Below are 16967 nucleotides of genomic sequence, written 5' to 3'. Positions count from 1 at the left end.
ATTGTGACAATTTATATTATAGTCAAACGAGTGTTTAATTTTTTGTATGGCTTGTTAATACCGCTATTTTTATGATGCTATTTAAGTATTTATAGCTTAGGTATTAATAGATCAGGAAATCATTAAGGAGATCCCCATGGCTGATTATAAAGCCCCTTTAACTGATATGAATTTTTTGCTCTTTCAAGTATTCAGTGCTGACAAAATGTGGCAACAATCAGCAAATTTTAATGAACAAGTTGATCAAGAAACTGCCATCGCAATATTACAAGAGTGTGCGAAAATTGCTGAGCAAGAAATTGCCCCCATTGCCCGCCAAGGCGATGAAATAGGGGTAAATTTTACACTTAATGAAGAGGGCGAAGGTGGACAGGTTAAAACCGCGCCGGGTTATAAAGAGGCATTTCAAACCTTTGCACAAGGTGGTTGGTGCGCCCTTGGTGGTGATATTGAGTATGGCGGCATGGGGATGCCTAAAATCGTGAGCGCCTTTGTTGAAGAAATGCTATGCAGTGCAGATATCTCTTTTGCCCTATATCCCGTATTAACTGCAGGAGCGGCATTGTCATTAGCAAAGCATGGTAATGAAGAATTAAAAGAGCGTTATCTAACTAAGCTATACTCAGGTGAGTGGGCAGCGTCTATGTGTTTAACTGAAGCACACGCAGGCTCTGATTTAGGTATTATTAAAACCAAAGCCAAGCCTCAAGCTGATGGTAGCTATCAAATCACCGGTAGTAAAATATTTATTACTGGTGGCGAGCACGACCTTACCGACAATATTATTCATTTGGTACTTGCTAAATTACCTGACGCGCCAGATGGTCCTAAAGGCATTTCTTTATTTCTTGTTCCAAAAATTACTGTCAAAGACAACGGCGAATTAGGTAAAAATAATCAGGTAAGTTGTGGCGCGATTGAACATAAAATGGGTATTCATGCGTCATCTACTTGTGTGATGAATTTTGATAGTGCCCAAGGTTTTCTTATTGGAGAGTTAAACAAAGGCCTAGCCTGTATGTTCACTATGATGAACTTTGAACGTATTGGTGTTGGTATTCAAGGCATGTCAGCAGGAGAACGCTCTTATCAAAACGCCCTTGAGTATGCAAAAGACAGACGTCAGGGAAAAGCATTAAATCAAAATGGCACCTTATCTAAAACTTCAGAACAAATAAGCAAACAACCTGACTCTATTATGGTTCATGGCGATGTTCGTCGTATGTTACTTTCAATGAAAGCTCTAAATGAAGGTTCTCGCGCATTAAGTTGTTATATTGCTCTGCAGTTAGATTATGCAACGTTCGCGACAGGAGATTTACAGCAAAAAGGTGAGAGTTTATCTGCTTTGATGACACCATTAGCAAAAGCATTTTTTACCGACCTCGGCTTTGAAACGACAGTCGCAGGTCAGCAAGTTTTAGGTGGTCATGGTTATATTCGTGAATGGGGACAAGAACAGCTTGTACGTGATGCTCGAATTGCGCAAATATACGAAGGCACTAATGGTATTCAAGCGATGGATTTATTATTGCGTAAAGTGGTCGGCTCTAAAGGTGCAATAATTAAGGTCTTCATTGCGGAGGTAACTGACTTTATAACTGAGCAAAAAAAGCTTGATGCAGACAGTGTTGAGTCAATTAATAGCTCAGGTATGGTAGAGTTTATTGAGCCTTTACAACAAGCTATAACTGACTTAACTGATATTTCAGAATTATTGGTCACTAAAGCGGGTGATGATCTCAATGAAATTGGTGTAGCAGCAAATGACTACTTACATCTATTTGGTTACACCGCAATGGCATTTGTTTGGGCAAAAATGGCCGCGGTTGCTATAACTAAACTTCAAACGCTTGATAACGCTGCGGATACTGAGCAAAGTGAATTTGGCCGTGATTTCTACAACAGCAAGCTACACACAGCACAATATTACTATGCGCGTTTATTGCCGCGACGTTTATCATTACTGGCAACAATAAAATCTGGTAGTACTACGTTATTCACTATCGATGATGAGCTATTTTAACTAGGAGTACAATAAGTTGCAGTAAACTCAATTGCAGTAACTTAGTTTTGGGGGGGAAATTAAGTAATAAAACGAAGCAGTAAAGCTAAATAGTAATGCTAATTAATACTTCGTTCTTAAGTGGTTATTTAACGAATGATCAACCATGTTTTTTCTAATTGGGGAGAAACACCACCTAGCAAACCACATTCATCTCAAATTGTCATTATCTTTCCAAAACAGCCCTTAGAAAATATTTTTTTTAGGGCTACTTTGGGATTACCTACCACAAAAGTCCACAATTTCATCTACTTCCTTGCACCCCTCATTTTTACTGGTTTTATACCCAGTATTTCATACCTTTATTTTCAATTTAGTTACTTGACAGTCTGTTGCTTTTTTCTCTAAACTGTATCAATGTGGAAAAAAGTGGGGAAATGTGGATCTTAGTGGCACATTCATAAAAAACCACTTACTTAATCTCCAAATTTAAGGTTCGAATTTAAGTGTTTAAATTTAAACGAAAAGTAAAAATTTAACAGAGTGATGTAACAACCAATATGTTCAGAGGCACTAGCGCAATTACGCTCGACACAAAAAATAGGATCACGATACCGACCAAGTATCGTGAAGAACTATTGCGTGACTGCCAAGGAAAGATGGTCTGTACAGTTGATATTCAACAAGCTTGTTTATTGCTCTACCCATTGAGTGAATGGGAAGAAATAGAATTGTCATTATCGCGTTTGTCGAGCACAAACCCACAGGAGCGTTTGTTTAAACAAATTATTTTGGGCAATGCTAGTGATTGTGAAATGGATAAAAATGGCCGTTTATTAATTAATGGACCATTAAGAGACCATGCCAATCTTGAAAAAAATATTATGTTAGTTGGACAATTAAATAAATTTGAAATTTGGCATGACACTGCATGGCAAGAGCAAATGCAACAAGGTATTAGTCAAATACAATCGGGCGAAATTGAATTAACAGAACGTTTACTCGACTTACCGCTGTAATTTATAGCAAGTCAATCTTAAATTAATGCGCTTTAAATGCGCAAATAAGGTAATAAAAATAACAGCATGGAACTAGATACTAGTCACATTTCAGTATTGCTTAACGAAGCGGTTGACGGTTTAGCTATCGAAGCCGATGGTTGCTATATCGACTGTACTTTTGGTCGAGGCGGGCATTCATCGTTCATTCTTTCGAAGTTATCTGATAGCGGTCGTTTAATTGCTATTGACCGAGATCCTAGTGCAATTATTGCTGCTGAGAAATTTAAAGATGATCCACGCTTTTTAATTGAGCACCAAGGTTTTGCCGCTTTAGACGATATTGCCGAAAAACATGACTTAACAGGTAAAGTTGACGGTATTTTACTCGACTTAGGTGTTTCCTCTCCGCAACTTGATGAAGCAGAGCGCGGTTTTAGCTTTATGAAAGATGGCCCACTTGATATGCGTATGGATACCAGTAAAGGTCAAACTGCAGCACAATGGTTAGCGGTAGCTGATGTTGAAGATATTACTTGGGTATTACGTACTTTTGGTGAAGAAAAACATGCGTGGCGTATTGCTAATGCCATTGTTGATAGTCGAGAAGCGTCACCACTAACGCGAACCAGTGAACTAGCAAAACTGATAAAAACGACAGCGCCACAACGTGAAATTAAAAAGCACCCAGCAACACGAAGCTTTCAAGCAATTCGTATGTACATCAATAGTGAGTTAGAGCAAATAGAAAAAGCTTTAGCAGCATCGCTTGATGTTTTAGCTGTGGGTGGACGTTTAGTCGTTATCAGTTTTCATTCACTTGAAGATCGCTTAGTTAAACAATTTATGAAAAAGCATTCAGAAGGTCGAAAAGTACCACGTGGTATGCCGATCAGCGAAGCAGAATTAAATAAAGGTAAAAAGCTCACATTAATTGGTCGACAGAAACCAAGTAAGACAGAAGTTGAAGAAAATGTGCGCTCTCGCAGCTCGGTATTGCGTATTGCTGAGCGTTTAGAAAGAAATACTGACTAGCTATGGCAGCGCGTCCGTTAGTTTTCGATATTTGGCAAGATATTGTCCGTTTTATCGTTACTTACTTATTGTTGCTGTTTGTGGTGTTGTCTGCTTTTGCTGTCGTTTATTACAGCCATGTAAATCGACTAACCACGAGTGAACTTGAAATATTACGTGCTAAGAAAGATGAATTAAATATTGAATGGCGTAACTTGTTGCTAGAGCAAAACAGTTTAGCTGAACATAGCGCCATTGAAAGTAAAGCAAAACATTTACTAAACATGAAGCGACCGAATAGTAATTCTGAAGTGATTGTTACCCTAGATTAAAGTCGCTAGTTAAAGTTACCTTAGATTAAAATGAGAACGGTGTGAACAAAAAAGTAACCAAAAAAAATAACCCACTAAATACCGCCCCTTGGCGTTATTATTTAGTGCTGGCTATTGTTGGGCTTATTTATCTCGCCTTAATGGCGCGCACCGCTTATATTCAAGTTGTTGAACCTGAAATGTTACAAAAGCAAGGCGATTTACGTTCGTTACGTGTCGCCGCTAATACTGTACAGCGCGGCTCTATTGTTGATCGTAATGGCACTGAATTAGCTATCAGTGTGCCGGTACAAACAGTATGGGCTGATCCTAAAATTATTATGGACAATAACGCCTTAGCAATGACCGAACATTGGCAAGCGTTAGCGGATGTTCTTGATCAAGATATTAATAGTTTAACAGCACGTGTTGTTAAAAATCCTCGTAAACGTTTTATTTACCTTGAACGTAAAATCTCACCCGCGATGGCAAATTACATCAAAGAATTAAAAATTCCAGGTATTCATTTACGCAAAGAATCAAAACGTTTCTACCCTACCGGCGAAATTAGCGCTCACCTACTTGGTTTTACCAATGTTGATGATAAAGGTATCGAAGGTATCGAGCGTATGTACGATGAGCTACTTACAGGTACAGGTGGTGCAAAACGCTTTAGAAAAGATGCGAAAGGTCGAAAAGTTGAAATAATCTCTGTTAAAGAAGCTGAATACGCACAAGATATTACTTTAAGTATTGATCAACGTATTCAAGCAATTGCATACAAAGAATTAAAAGGTGCGGTACAAGCTTTTAAAGCAACTTCGGGATCTGTAGTGGTAGCGAATATTCACACCGGTGAAATATTAGCGATGACTAATAGTCCGTCATATAACCCGAATAATCGACGTAATACCGCAATTCATCGTTTTCGAAATAGAGCGATCACCGATATTTACGAGCCGGGTTCTACTATGAAGCCGCTTACAGCGTTAACGGCGCTAGAGTTTGGCTCAGCTAAAGCAAACACAGTAATAAATACTAGCCCAGGTTGGATGCGTTTAGGTGGCAGACGCGTTAGTGACCCTATTAATCGCGGTAAATTATCTATTGAAGATATTTTAGTCACTTCATCAAATATGGGGACCACTAAATTAGCGTTATCAGTACCAAAAGATTATTTATTAACTAAGTTTTTTGATGCAGGCTTTGCCGATGATACTGGCACTAACCTTGTTGGTGAAAGCTCAGGCATGATGCATGACAGAAGTCGCTGGTCTGAATTTGAATTAGCTACATTGTCATGGGGAGCTGGTCTTGCCATAACACCTGTACAGTTGGCTCGATTTTATGTAGCACTTGCCAATGGCGGTATTAAACGTCGATTAACCATTGTTAAGTCTGATGGAGAAGCGCCAGCATTTGATGATGAAGTAAGAATTTTTTCTGAAGAAAACAGTTTAGCAGTTACTCACATGCTCGAAGCAGTTGTTGATGAGCATGTACCAAAAGCGAAAGTTGATGGCTACCGTGTTGGCGGTAAAACTGGCACTTCAATAAAAGCGGTTGCTGGTGGTTATGGTAACGATTATGTCGGTTTGTTTGCCGGCATTGCGCCTATTTCAAACCCTGCGATAGTGGTTGTGGTTGTGATTAATGAGCCAAGTGGCGATCTTTATCATGGCGGCGAAGTGGCTGCACCGGTTTTTTCTCGGGTAATGAAAGGTGCATTACGTGTACTTAATATTGCCCCAGACGCACAAGAGTCTCGCACCGCAAGTAAGCATATTGACACTAATACTAGTAAAGCCAATAGCAGAGAAAAAACAAACACTACAGTGGCGGGAGAGCACCATGCTTAAACCTGCTACGCAACAAATTATTAATAGCTTAAAAGCTTTTGATATAAATCTTACGGTTACTGGTATTAAGCCACAATTAAACTTTACCGGTTTACACGGTGATCTACATAATGACAGCCGGCGCATTCAAAGTAATGATATTTTCTGCGCCATTATTGGTCATGAACAAGATGGCCGTCAGTATATTGAAAAAGCCATTAAGAAAGGTGCAAAGTTAGTTATTGCCGAATGTGAAAACAGCGTAGAACATGGCGAAGTGAGTTTAATCAATACTGTCGCAGTAGTTAATTTTTATCAGCTTAATCAACATTTATTTAGTTTAGCAAAAGCTTATTATCAAGCACCACAAGATAATATGACTATAGTAGGGATTACCGGCACAAACGGTAAAACTACAACGAGTCAATTACTTGCGCAAATGTTAAATGCTTACGCGAAGCCGTGCGCAGTTATTGGTACTAATGGCGCTGGTGGCTTAAATAATTTACAAACCATAGAAAACACTACGCCTGGCGCATGTGAACTACACCAATTATTGTATCGATTTGATGCGAAATCAGCGGCTACAACAGCACAGTCTAACCAAGAGCATTTTAGCTATGTGGCTATGGAGGTTTCTTCTCATGCTCTATCGCAAAAACGTGTGCAAGCTGATCTGTTTGATATTGCCTTGTTTACTAACCTTAGCCGAGACCATCTGGATTATCATGGTTCAATGGCAAATTATGGCGAAGCCAAAAAACAAATTTTTAGCGTAGCAACAAAACAGGTCGCCGTAATCAATTGTGATGATGCGCAAGGTAAAAAGTGGTTAGAAAACAGAGCAGAGCAGTCAGCCGTTAATAATCAAAACCAACAAGCTACTTGGGTTTATAGCCGCTTAGAAAAAATAGAAAACTTACAGTCTTATCAGTATTTTGTCTCAGCTAAAGATATTCTCCATCATAGTCACGGTGTTGCTTTTACATTAGCAACACATTTGGGCAATGTACAAATCACTAGCCCATTATTGGGTGACTTTAATATTGATAACTTATTGGCAGCAATTAGCGTATTACTGATCCAAGGTATTGTATTAGACGATATTCCTAACTTAGTGACTAAAGTCACAGCAATTTCTGGTCGTATGGAAGCAACAAGCGCGGAGGGTTTTGCAACAGCGGTTGTAGATTATGCCCATACCCCTGATGCCTTAGAAAAAGCACTGCAAGCTTGTCGTCAACATTGCCACGGTGAACTTTATGTGGTTTTTGGTTGTGGTGGAGATAGAGATAAAGGCAAGCGACCATTAATGGCAAAAGCCGCCGAGCAATACGCAGATGTGATTGTGGTAACTAATGATAACCCTCGTAGTGAAAACGCTCGGTTAATCGCCGATGATATTGTTGCAGGCTTTAATACACCTGAAGATAAAAAAATAACAATCACCTTAGATAGAGAGCAAGCGGTATTAAATACGCTCAAAGTAGCAAAAGCTGGTGATATCGTTTTATTAGCAGGTAAAGGCCATGAAGATTATGTGGTTGTGGCAAAACATAATGCCGCTGGCGACGTGGTAGGCACAGAAAAAATCGATTATAACGAGCGTTTAGTGGTGAGTCGCTTTTATCAACAACAGGCGAGTGTCACTAGCAAAGCTCAAGCATCAGCAACCGAGGCCAAAGTATGATTTCTATTACACTCTCTACTTTAGCGCAAGTTACTGATGGTAAGATTATTTATTGTGAGGATAGCGAAAAAAGCATTGATAACCTTGTTATTGATAGTCGCGCGATCGGGTCTTCCTCAAGTCATAGTTCAAGTAATGATCAAAATATAGCGTTCCTTGCTCTTAAAGGACCTAACTTTGACGGGCATCGCTTTGCTGAGCAAGTGGTTGAGCAAGGTTGTAAATTACTCATTGTTGAACATGAACTCACTAACATAACTAATACACCGCAGTTAGTTGTTGATGACACACGTATTGCTTTAGGGCAAATAGGTGCGTTTGTTAAAAAACAAATTTCACCTAAAACTGTTGGTATTACAGGTAGCAGCGGTAAAACAACTGTTAAAGAAATGGTCGCTGCCATTTTATCTCGTTTAGGCAATGTATTAGCAACCAATGGCAACTTTAATAATGATATTGGTGTACCACTAACTTTACTTCGTTTGAATGCGAATCATGATTTTGCTGTTATTGAAATGGGCGCAAATCACTTAGGTGAAATTGCCTACACAACGGCGCTAACCCAACCTGATGTAGCTGTTATTAATAATATTGCTGCCGCTCACTTAGAAGGTTTTGGTGATTTATGTGGTGTAGCTCGCGCTAAAGGTGAAATATTTTCAGGGCTTGGGGAAAATGGTGTTGCTCTTTATAACCAAGACACAAAATACACAAGTCAATGGCAATGGCGTTTAACAGATAAAACTGTGCGTACTTTTTCATGTGTTAGTCCAAGCGAATCAGAATCTAGCACTAATAAAGCTAATTGTTATAGTGAAAATATAGCGCTAGACGACAACGGTTGTGCAAGTTTTACATTGCAATGTGAGCAAGGTCGTTGTGAGGTTCATTTAACCGTGCCAGGTAAACATAATGTCTGTAATGCCGTTGCTGCGGCCAGTATTGCTTTAGAGTTTGGTGCCAGCCTTGACGATATTCGCTTAGGGCTTGCGCAAATGCAGCCGGTAGAAGGGCGACTTAATTTACATCAATTGATCGATGATAAAACGGGGTCTGCCATAAAGCTTATTGATGATACTTATAACGCTAATCTTGAATCAGTAAAAGCTGCAGCGTCATTGTTATCCTCATATCCGGGGAAAAAAATCCTTATTTTAGGTGATATGGGTGAATTAGGTAATGAAGCGCGAAGTTATCATCAAGAAGTTGGTGAATTTGCAAAAAAACTTGATATCAGCACCTTGCTGTCAAAAGGCGTATTAAGCCAAAGCACGAGTGATGCTTTTGCCAAAGATAATGACAAAAACGAGAAAAGTCAGCATTTTAATCAAAGAGATGATTTGCTATCGCATTTAACTCTATTACTAAATAAACACTTAACGGCGGGAGAGCAAGACATCGCTATTTTAGTAAAAGGCTCACGTAGTGCTCATATGGAAAATGTAGTTGCAGACGTAGTTAACTGGCTAACTGAAAAAAATAGAAATTTTCGAGAAAATACTCAACAAAGTACTGGTGCAAATGTTATCAGTAACACTAAAAATAAAGAAGGTATGGTGTAATGTTACTGTGGTTAGGTGAGTATTTAACTCAATTTTATTCGGGCTTTAATGTTTTTTCATATTTAACATTTCGCGCCATTATCAGCACCTTAACAGCGCTGTTTCTTGCTTTATATTTTGGTCCTAAATTAATTCGTTATTTACAAAAAATGCAAATAGGGCAAACAGTAAGAGATGATGGCCCAGAAAGTCATTTGTCTAAATCAGGTACACCAACCATGGGCGGTATTCTTATACTTGGCGCCATTGTAGCGAGTGTTTTGTTGTGGGCTGACTTAAGTAATATCTATGTTTGGGTGGTGTTATTTGTAGTGGTTAGCTTCGGCACTATTGGCTTTGTTGATGATTATCGTAAAGTTATTCGTAAAGATTCAAACGGTCTTATTGCCCGTTGGAAATACTTTTGGCAAACCGTTATAGGTTTAGCAACTGCTTTATTTCTTTTTTATATTTCGAAAGACCCAAATGAAACGGCGTTATTAATTCCTTTTGTAAAAGATGTACTACCGCAATTAGGTATTTTTTATGTGGTTATGACTTATTTCGTGATTGTTGGTACGTCGAATGCGGTTAACTTAACTGATGGCCTTGATGGTTTAGCTATAGTGCCAACTATTATGGTTGCCGGCGCTTTTGCATTGTTTGCTTATGTTACTGGGCACGTTAATTTTTCCGCGTATTTACATATTCCACATATCGCTTTAGCAAGTGAATTAGTGGTTGTGTGTACTGCCATTGTTGGTGCTGGTTTAGGTTTTTTATGGTTTAACACTTACCCAGCACAAGTATTTATGGGCGATGTAGGCTCATTAGCTTTAGGTGCAGCACTTGGTGTTATCGCTGTATTGGTTCGTCAAGAGTTAGTGTTATTTATTATGGGCGGTGTATTTGTGATGGAAACACTGTCAGTTATTTTACAAGTTGGCTCATATAAAATGCGCGGTCAGCGTATTTTCCGTATGGCACCAATTCATCATCATTATGAATTGAAAGGTTGGCCAGAGCCGCGAGTCATTGTCCGTTTTTGGATTATTTCATTGATGTTAGTGCTAATAGGTTTAGCCACATTGAAGCTTCGTTAAAGTTAAATAAAAAAGGTAAGGGAAAGCAATTTAAAGATGACTTGGTTAACAGCGTTTAAAGATAAAAAAATTGTCGTGCTAGGTGCAGGAATGACAGGTTTGTCATGCTTGCGCTTTTTGCATGCACAAAATTTATCAATAGCTGTTAACGATTCACGTGTTATGCCGTTTAGCTCTGAGGCAGAATTAGCGCAATACCAAATTGACTTCCCTCATGCGACTTTCATTTTCGGACAATGGGACCAAGCACTTATTGCTAATGCCGATATTATTGTTGCTAGTCCAGGCATTGATTTAGATAAAGAAGGGATAACCACACTCATTAATAATAATTGCCAGTTAATAGGTGATATTGAATTATTTTGTCTGGTTAATAATCGCTTACCAACACCTATGCAAATGTTAGCAGTGACAGGCTCTAATGGTAAATCAACGGTAGTATCGTTACTTGCTCATTTAGCCAAAAAGTTAGGTGTTAATGCCGTTTTAGTAGGCAACATCGGTGAGCCTATTCTTGATTTGTTGGTGACAACTAACAGCGCTGAGCAACCTGAATTAGTGATTGTTGAATTGTCGAGTTTTCAGCTTGAAACACTAACCAGTATGAAAGCAATTGCAGCAAGCGTATTAAATTTAAGTGATGATCACCTTGATAGACATAAAACTTTAGCGGTTTATCAAGCGTTGAAGCAAGGTATTTACCCACAAGCGCAAATTGCGGTTATCAGTAGAGAAGACAAAGCTACACAAAGTTTAGTTGCACAACAATCAACAATTAGCTTTGGTTTAAGCAAGCCAGAAAGCGGTCACTTTGGTTTGGCGCTCATTAGCATTAATGAAGCTGAAGAAGCAAAGCAAACGTTAATGTTTGGTGAGCAAGCACTTATCGCCTTAGATGAATTACCACTTGCAGGTATGCATAACGCATTAAATTATATGGCGGCTTTAGCATTAGGTTATACAGCAGGTTGGTCATTATCAGCTATGACAAATAACCTTGCAGGATTTACTGGCTTAGCGCATCGATGTCAACGCGTCTCAAGTGAAGATGGCATTCAATGGATTAACGACTCTAAAGCAACCAATGTTGGCGCAACACTCGCGGCGATAAGCGGTTTAGCACCGACATTAAACCAGCAGAATAAATTAATTTTAATTGCTGGTGGTGATGGTAAAGGTGCTGATTTCGCACCTTTAGTTCCAGTGTTAAATTCTCAAGTTAGTCAGTTAATTACTTTAGGAAAAGACGGCTCTGAAATAGCTGCTTTAGCTAACACGACAAATAAAGCTATTGAAGTAAACACTTTAGCTGAGGCAATTGAACAAGCGAATAAAATAGCAAATCGTGGAGATATGGTTTTACTTTCTCCTGCCTGCGCCAGTATCGACATGTTTAAAAATTACATGGTTAGAGGTGAACAGTTTATTGCTAGCGTTACTCAACTGCAAGTGGCTAGTAATGTAAATGAAAAAGCTAACGTTAAAAAAGATACTAAGGAGGCCGCATGTCGTTAGATAAAACCATGAGCTTCACTAAGAGTTTAACGTTAGCGAAAACGGTATCGTTAGAAACCACGCAAGCGATCACTAAAACCATTGCACAAGTACCGGTTCCTCCATTACCTGAATGGATAAACCGCTTGATGACAAGCTCAAATCAATATGGCACAACAGCCTTTGATCGCGGCTTTGTTGTTTTAGGGGTTACCATGTATATGCTTGGCCTAGTTATGGTGGCCTCGTCTTCTATTCCTGTGGCGGAACGTTTATTTAATAACCCATTTCATTTTGTTATTCGCCATGGCATTTATATTGGTTTAAGCCTTGCTATTGCAGGTGTTGCATTACAAGTGCCTATGTCGTGGTGGCATAAAAACAGTAGTTACTTATTAGGTTTTGCCTTAGTGCTGTTGCTTATTGTGTTGGTTATTGGACGTTCGGTCAATGGCTCTACTCGTTGGATTGTACTTGGGCCGATTACCGTACAAGCGGCAGAGCCAGCTAAGTTGTTTTTCTTTTGTTACTTGTCTGCCTATTTAGTACGTAGACGTGAACAAGTCATGGAAAATATGAAAGGCTTTATCAAGCCGCTAATCGTGTTCGGTTTTATGGCGGTGTTGTTATTATTACAGCCTGATTTAGGTACTGTCATTGTAATGTTTGTTACCACCTTTGGTTTGTTATTTTTAGCGGGTGCTAAATTATGGCAATTTATCGCTATATCGTTAGTTGGAGCGGCTTCTTTAGCGGCATTAGCATACTTTGAACCATATCGTTGGCGCCGGGTAACAAGCTTTTTAGACCCATGGCAAGACCCGTTTGGTAGCGGTTATCAGTTAACGCAATCCTTAATGGCTTATGGTCGTGGTGAATTATTAGGGCAAGGCTTAGGTAACAGTATACAAAAACTTGAATATTTACCTGAAGCGCATACCGACTTTGTTATGGCGGTATTGGCTGAAGAATTTGGTTTTGTTGGTATTAGTGTTGTACTGCTACTGAGTATGGCACTTGTATATAAAGCGCTAATTTTAGGGCGTTACGCGTTAGCGAAAGAAAAGTACTTTGAAGGTTTCCTCGCTTATGCCATTGGTATATGGATGTGTTTTCAGGCAGGCGTAAATATTGGCGCTAGTGCAGGTATAGTACCAACTAAAGGCTTAACCATGCCTTTGATTAGTTATGGTGGTAGTTCAATGATCGTCATGACCTTAGCACTGGTGATTTTAATACGCATTGACCATGAAATACGTTTACAAAGTATTCAGGCTACTAGCTCGAAAAGAGCAGATCAAAATACTAATAAAAGCGGGGCGAGATAATGACTATAAATACTAGTCACACCCAGCTTGAGGAAATTTCAGCTAATACAACTAATTCAGTTAAGTCGCCAACCTTACTGGTAATGGCTGGTGGTACTGGTGGTCATATTTTTCCAGGCATTGCCGTAGCTGATGAATTAAAAGCCCAAGGTTGGAATATACATTGGTTAGGTACAGCTGATCGAATGGAAGCTAATATTGTGCCTGCTCATGGCTACGATATATCTTTTCTTAATATCAGTGGTTTACGTGGCAAAAAATTAGTTTCAATGTTTAGTGTGCCAATTAAATTAATACGCTCAGTACAACAAGCTAGACGAGTTATTAAGCAAGTAAAACCTGATGTTGTTTTAGGTATGGGGGGGTATGCCAGTGCGCCAGGTGGTTTTGCTGCATGGTTAATGAGAGTGCCGCTAATTATTCATGAGCAAAATGCCGCAGCGGGTTTAAGTAATCGTCTATTAGCGCGTATTGCCAATAAAGTTTGTTGTGCTTTTCCTAATGCTTTTGCCAGCAATATTGAGGCAGAGGTTGTTGGTAACCCATTAAGATCAAGTATTGGTAAAAAATCGACAATTGAACAAAATGCTGAAAAGACAATCTCCCCAGTAACTAAAAATATACTTGTTGTTGGTGGTAGTTTAGGTGCTCAGGTTTTGAATAACGTGATCCCAGAAAGCTTTAAAGGATTGCTTATTCGTAATAAAAACTATTGTTTATGGCATCAAACAGGGGCGGGTAATCAACAAGCGGTTAGTGCTAATTACGAACTGGCAGATATTGAACAAGGTAAAGTTAAAGTCAGTGAATTTATTCACGATATGGCAGCAGCCTATGAATGGGCAGATCTTGTTATCTGCCGGGCCGGTGCATTAACGGTATCTGAGTTAGCCATGGCTGCTACACCGGCTATTTTTGTGCCATTGCCACATGCTGTTGATGATCATCAAACCAAAAATGCCTTGTATTTGGTTGAGCGAAGCGCAGCAAAGTTATTACCACAATCAGAATTAAATAAAGAAAGTGTGATCACATTAATTACCGAATTATTTGAACAGCCCGAAGTCTTAGTAAATATGGCTAAAGCTTCCTTTGAAGCTGCAAACCGTGATGCTAGTACGCAAGTAGCAAGGTTATGCCAACAGCTAAACAATACAAATTAAAAATAACTGTTCATCGTAGTTTGCAGTTAGAAATTAGCAATAACAAAGAGAAAATATGATTAAGCAAAGTAACATACATAATAATTCAAATTCCGCTCAGATACCTGAAATGCGTCGAGTAAAGCGTATTCATTTTGTTGGTATTGGTGGTGCGGGTATGGGCGGTATTGCCGAAGTCTTGCTTAATGAAGGTTACCAAATTTCAGGCTCTGATATTGGTGAAAACCAAGTTGTTAAACGTTTAACAGGGCTTGGCGCTACGATTGTTATTGGCCATAGTGCAGATAACGTTGCAGAGGCAAGCGTTATTGTAGTTTCTACCGCAATTAAAAGTGACAACCCAGAGTTGATCGCCGCTAAAGAATTACGTATTCCAGTAGTACGCCGTGCTGAAATGTTAGCTGAACTTATGCGCTTTAGGCACGGCATTGCGATTGCGGGTACTCATGGAAAAACGACAACAACCAGTTTAATTGCCAGCATTTTCGCACAAGGCGAACTAGACCCAACATTTGTGATTGGGGGCTTACTCAATAGCGCAGGAACAAATGCTCGATTAGGTAGTAGTCGTTACTTAGTTGCTGAAGCCGATGAAAGTGACGCCTCTTTTTTACATTTACAACCTATGGTTGCGGTAGTTACCAATATTGATGAAGATCACATGGAAACTTACCAAGGTGATTTTGAAAAGCTAAAAGATACTTACCTTGATTTTTTACACAACCTGCCATTTTATGGTTTAGCGGTAGTGTGTATTGATAATCCAGTAGTGCGTGAATTATTACCACGAATTAGCCGTCAAGTAATCACTTACGGTTTTTCTGAAGACGCTGATGTACGCGCTATAAACTTTAAGCAAAATGGCAGTGTAAGCAGCTTTACTGTAGTGGTCACAGGACAAGAGCCGGTAGATATGCGTGTTAACTTACCAGGTGAGCACAACGTACTTAACGCTTTAGCAGGTGTTGCTGTAGCTAAAGATGAAGGGGTAAATGACGCCGCCATCTGTCAAGCGCTAACTGAGTTTGAAGGTATTGGTAGACGCTTTGAGCAACTTGCTGACTTATCAACAGAAGCTGGCGATATGGTATTAGTTGATGATTATGGTCATCATCCAAGTGAAGTGAAAGCGACTATTTTAGCAATGCGCGCTGGTTGGCCTGACAAACGTTTGGTTATGGTTTTTCAGCCGCATCGTTATTCTCGTACCCGTGATTTATATGAAGATTTTGTTGAAGTACTTTCTGAGGTAGATAGCTTATTTTTACTGGATGTTTATGCTGCAGGTGAAGCGCCAATTCCTTCAGCTGACAGTAAGAGTTTAGCTCGTTCAATTCGCCAACGTGGGCAAATAGAGCCTGTATATGTGAGCGATATAGAAAAACTAGCAGAATTATTAGCAACACAACTACAAGATAATGACATGGTTATTACCCAAGGTGCAGGCAGTATTGGTAATGTTTCTCGTCACTTAGCAGAGCATAAATTATTGCATGTTGCAGGTACAAAATAATGACTGAGAATATAAACCCTGAAATAGCGCAAGCATTAGCAAAACTGAAGCAAGAAAAAATAGCCGTGCTTTTTGGCGGTAACTCAGCTGAGCGTGAAGTGTCATTAAATTCGGGGCAAGCGGTGGCTAAAGGTTTAACGCAAGCAGGTTTTACAGTTGAGTTAATTGACACAAAAAATACACCATTAAGTGATTTAGTACTTAAAAAAATAGACAGAGTATTTATTGCTTTACACGGCAGAGGTGGCGAAGACGGTTGTTTGCAAGGTGCGCTAGAGTATTTAAATATTCCGTACACCGGCTCAAATGTTTTAGGTTCATCACTATCGATGGACAAAGTACGCAGTAAACAGATTTTTAAAGCTTGTGATTTACCTACAGCACCTTTTACTGTGGTAGATAAAGCCGATTTTGAGCAATTAGAGTTAAGCATAATACTTCGCGATTTAGGCGGCAGAGTTATGGTTAAACCAGCTAATGAAGGTTCAAGCATTGGCATGGCGCAAGCAAAAACAGTAGATGAATTAAAAAACGCGTTAATTGAAGCCTTTGGTTTTGATACTCAAGTATTACTTGAGGCATGGATTGATGGTCCAGAATATACGGTCGCTATTTTAGGTGATGAAGCCTTACCCGCTATTCACATGGAAACGCCGCGTGAGTTTTACGATTACGAAGCAAAATATCAATCGAATACTACGCAATATCATTGTCCATGTGGTTTGAGTGAACAAGATGAAAATGCTATTAGAGCATTATCTCTTAAAGCCTTTAAAGCAACAGGTGCTAAAGGGTGGGGACGTGTTGATGTAATGCGCAATAGCGCCGGTGATTGGCAAATATTAGAAGTGAATACCGTACCAGGCATGACAGAAACATCCTTGGTGCCCAAAGCGGCTAATGTATTTGGTTTAAGTTTTAGTGAATTGGTCACTAAAGTTTTATTACTTAGTGTAAAAGCGTAATTAA

The 16967-nt window shown here is 39.3% G+C and carries 13 protein-coding genes; all 13 read left to right on the top strand.

All coding sequences use genetic code 11. The annotated features are described in order from the left end of the window. Positions 1-136: 136 nt before the first annotated feature. The 13 genes from KO502_RS05945 (at position 137) to KO502_RS05885 (ending at position 16963) form a co-directional block, all read left to right on the top strand. Positions 137-2026: an acyl-CoA dehydrogenase C-terminal domain-containing protein gene (locus KO502_RS05945; protein ID WP_216021653.1), complete on the top strand. Its 1890-nt coding sequence runs from the start codon at positions 137-139 to the stop codon at positions 2024-2026. Positions 2027-2565: 539 nt separating this feature from the next. Next, positions 2566-3024 (top strand): division/cell wall cluster transcriptional repressor MraZ, encoded by a 459-nt coding sequence (mraZ, locus tag KO502_RS05940; RefSeq protein ID WP_216021652.1) that lies wholly within the window; start codon positions 2566-2568, stop codon positions 3022-3024. A gap of 66 nt (positions 3025-3090) precedes the next feature. Next, positions 3091-4038, top strand: coding sequence for a 16S rRNA (cytosine(1402)-N(4))-methyltransferase RsmH (rsmH, locus tag KO502_RS05935; protein WP_216021651.1), 948 nt, complete (start codon positions 3091-3093; stop codon positions 4036-4038). A gap of 2 nt (positions 4039-4040) precedes the next feature. Further along, the gene (ftsL, locus tag KO502_RS05930; protein ID WP_216021650.1) at positions 4041-4349 is read left to right on the top strand and encodes a cell division protein FtsL; all 309 of its coding nucleotides are present in this window, start codon (positions 4041-4043) and stop codon (positions 4347-4349) included. A gap of 41 nt (positions 4350-4390) precedes the next feature. After that, entirely contained in the window at positions 4391-6187 is a 1797-nt protein-coding gene (locus KO502_RS05925) for a penicillin-binding transpeptidase domain-containing protein (protein WP_216021649.1), read from the top strand. Continuing rightward, positions 6180-7856 carry a UDP-N-acetylmuramoyl-L-alanyl-D-glutamate--2,6-diaminopimelate ligase gene (locus KO502_RS05920; RefSeq protein ID WP_216021648.1) on the top strand — a complete coding sequence of 559 codons (1677 nt, stop codon included), beginning with the start codon at positions 6180-6182 and terminating at the stop codon, positions 7854-7856. The genes KO502_RS05925 and KO502_RS05920 overlap by 8 nt, the downstream gene beginning before the upstream one ends. After that, positions 7853-9418, top strand: coding sequence for a UDP-N-acetylmuramoyl-tripeptide--D-alanyl-D-alanine ligase (gene murF, locus KO502_RS05915; protein ID WP_216021647.1), 1566 nt, complete (start codon positions 7853-7855; stop codon positions 9416-9418). Before KO502_RS05920 ends, murF begins: the two co-directional genes overlap by 4 nt. Continuing rightward, entirely contained in the window at positions 9418-10500 is a 1083-nt protein-coding gene (gene mraY / locus KO502_RS05910) for a phospho-N-acetylmuramoyl-pentapeptide-transferase (protein WP_216021646.1), read from the top strand. Before murF ends, mraY begins: the two co-directional genes overlap by 1 nt. Before the next feature lie 36 nt (positions 10501-10536). Beyond that, a complete protein-coding gene (gene murD / locus KO502_RS05905) occupies positions 10537-12015 on the top strand; it encodes a UDP-N-acetylmuramoyl-L-alanine--D-glutamate ligase (RefSeq protein ID WP_216021645.1) in 1479 nt (492 codons plus the stop codon). Positions 12016-12143: 128 nt separating this feature from the next. Then, entirely contained in the window at positions 12144-13322 is a 1179-nt protein-coding gene (gene ftsW / locus KO502_RS05900) for a cell division protein FtsW (RefSeq protein WP_252730566.1), read from the top strand. Then, positions 13322-14485, top strand: coding sequence for an undecaprenyldiphospho-muramoylpentapeptide beta-N-acetylglucosaminyltransferase (gene murG / locus KO502_RS05895; RefSeq protein WP_216021644.1), 1164 nt, complete (start codon positions 13322-13324; stop codon positions 14483-14485). The genes ftsW and murG overlap by 1 nt, the downstream gene beginning before the upstream one ends. Positions 14486-14540: 55 nt before the next feature. Then, positions 14541-15998 carry a UDP-N-acetylmuramate--L-alanine ligase gene (gene murC, locus KO502_RS05890; protein WP_216021643.1) on the top strand — a complete coding sequence of 486 codons (1458 nt, stop codon included), beginning with the start codon at positions 14541-14543 and terminating at the stop codon, positions 15996-15998. Continuing rightward, positions 15998-16963 carry a D-alanine--D-alanine ligase gene (locus tag KO502_RS05885; RefSeq protein WP_216021642.1) on the top strand — a complete coding sequence of 322 codons (966 nt, stop codon included), beginning with the start codon at positions 15998-16000 and terminating at the stop codon, positions 16961-16963. The genes murC and KO502_RS05885 overlap by 1 nt, the downstream gene beginning before the upstream one ends. Positions 16964-16967 lie beyond the last annotated feature (4 nt).

Source organism: Colwellia sp. E2M01, from assembly GCF_018860585.1.
Classification (GTDB): Bacteria; Pseudomonadota; Gammaproteobacteria; order Enterobacterales; family Alteromonadaceae; genus Colwellia.
The sequence above is the reverse complement of the archived record's forward strand: the minus strand, read 5'-3'. Positions and strand labels throughout refer to the sequence as shown.

What these genes read in the sequence shown, in the direction of transcription:
- KO502_RS05945 (WP_216021653.1), top strand. Translation starts at nt 137, where the DNA reads ATGGCTGATTATAAAGCCCCTTTAACTGATATGAATTTTTTGCTCTTT.
- mraZ (WP_216021652.1), top strand. Translation starts at nt 2,566, where the DNA reads ATGTTCAGAGGCACTAGCGCAATTACGCTCGACACAAAAAATAGGATC.
- rsmH (WP_216021651.1), top strand. Translation starts at nt 3,091, where the DNA reads ATGGAACTAGATACTAGTCACATTTCAGTATTGCTTAACGAAGCGGTT.
- ftsL (WP_216021650.1), top strand. Translation starts at nt 4,041, where the DNA reads ATGGCAGCGCGTCCGTTAGTTTTCGATATTTGGCAAGATATTGTCCGT.
- KO502_RS05920 (WP_216021648.1), top strand. Translation starts at nt 6,180, where the DNA reads ATGCTTAAACCTGCTACGCAACAAATTATTAATAGCTTAAAAGCTTTT.
- murF (WP_216021647.1), top strand. Translation starts at nt 7,853, where the DNA reads ATGATTTCTATTACACTCTCTACTTTAGCGCAAGTTACTGATGGTAAG.
- mraY (WP_216021646.1), top strand. Translation starts at nt 9,418, where the DNA reads ATGTTACTGTGGTTAGGTGAGTATTTAACTCAATTTTATTCGGGCTTT.
- murD (WP_216021645.1), top strand. Translation starts at nt 10,537, where the DNA reads ATGACTTGGTTAACAGCGTTTAAAGATAAAAAAATTGTCGTGCTAGGT.
- ftsW (WP_252730566.1), top strand. Translation starts at nt 12,144, where the DNA reads ATGACAAGCTCAAATCAATATGGCACAACAGCCTTTGATCGCGGCTTT.
- murG (WP_216021644.1), top strand. Translation starts at nt 13,322, where the DNA reads ATGACTATAAATACTAGTCACACCCAGCTTGAGGAAATTTCAGCTAAT.
- murC (WP_216021643.1), top strand. Translation starts at nt 14,541, where the DNA reads ATGATTAAGCAAAGTAACATACATAATAATTCAAATTCCGCTCAGATA.
- KO502_RS05885 (WP_216021642.1), top strand. Translation starts at nt 15,998, where the DNA reads ATGACTGAGAATATAAACCCTGAAATAGCGCAAGCATTAGCAAAACTG.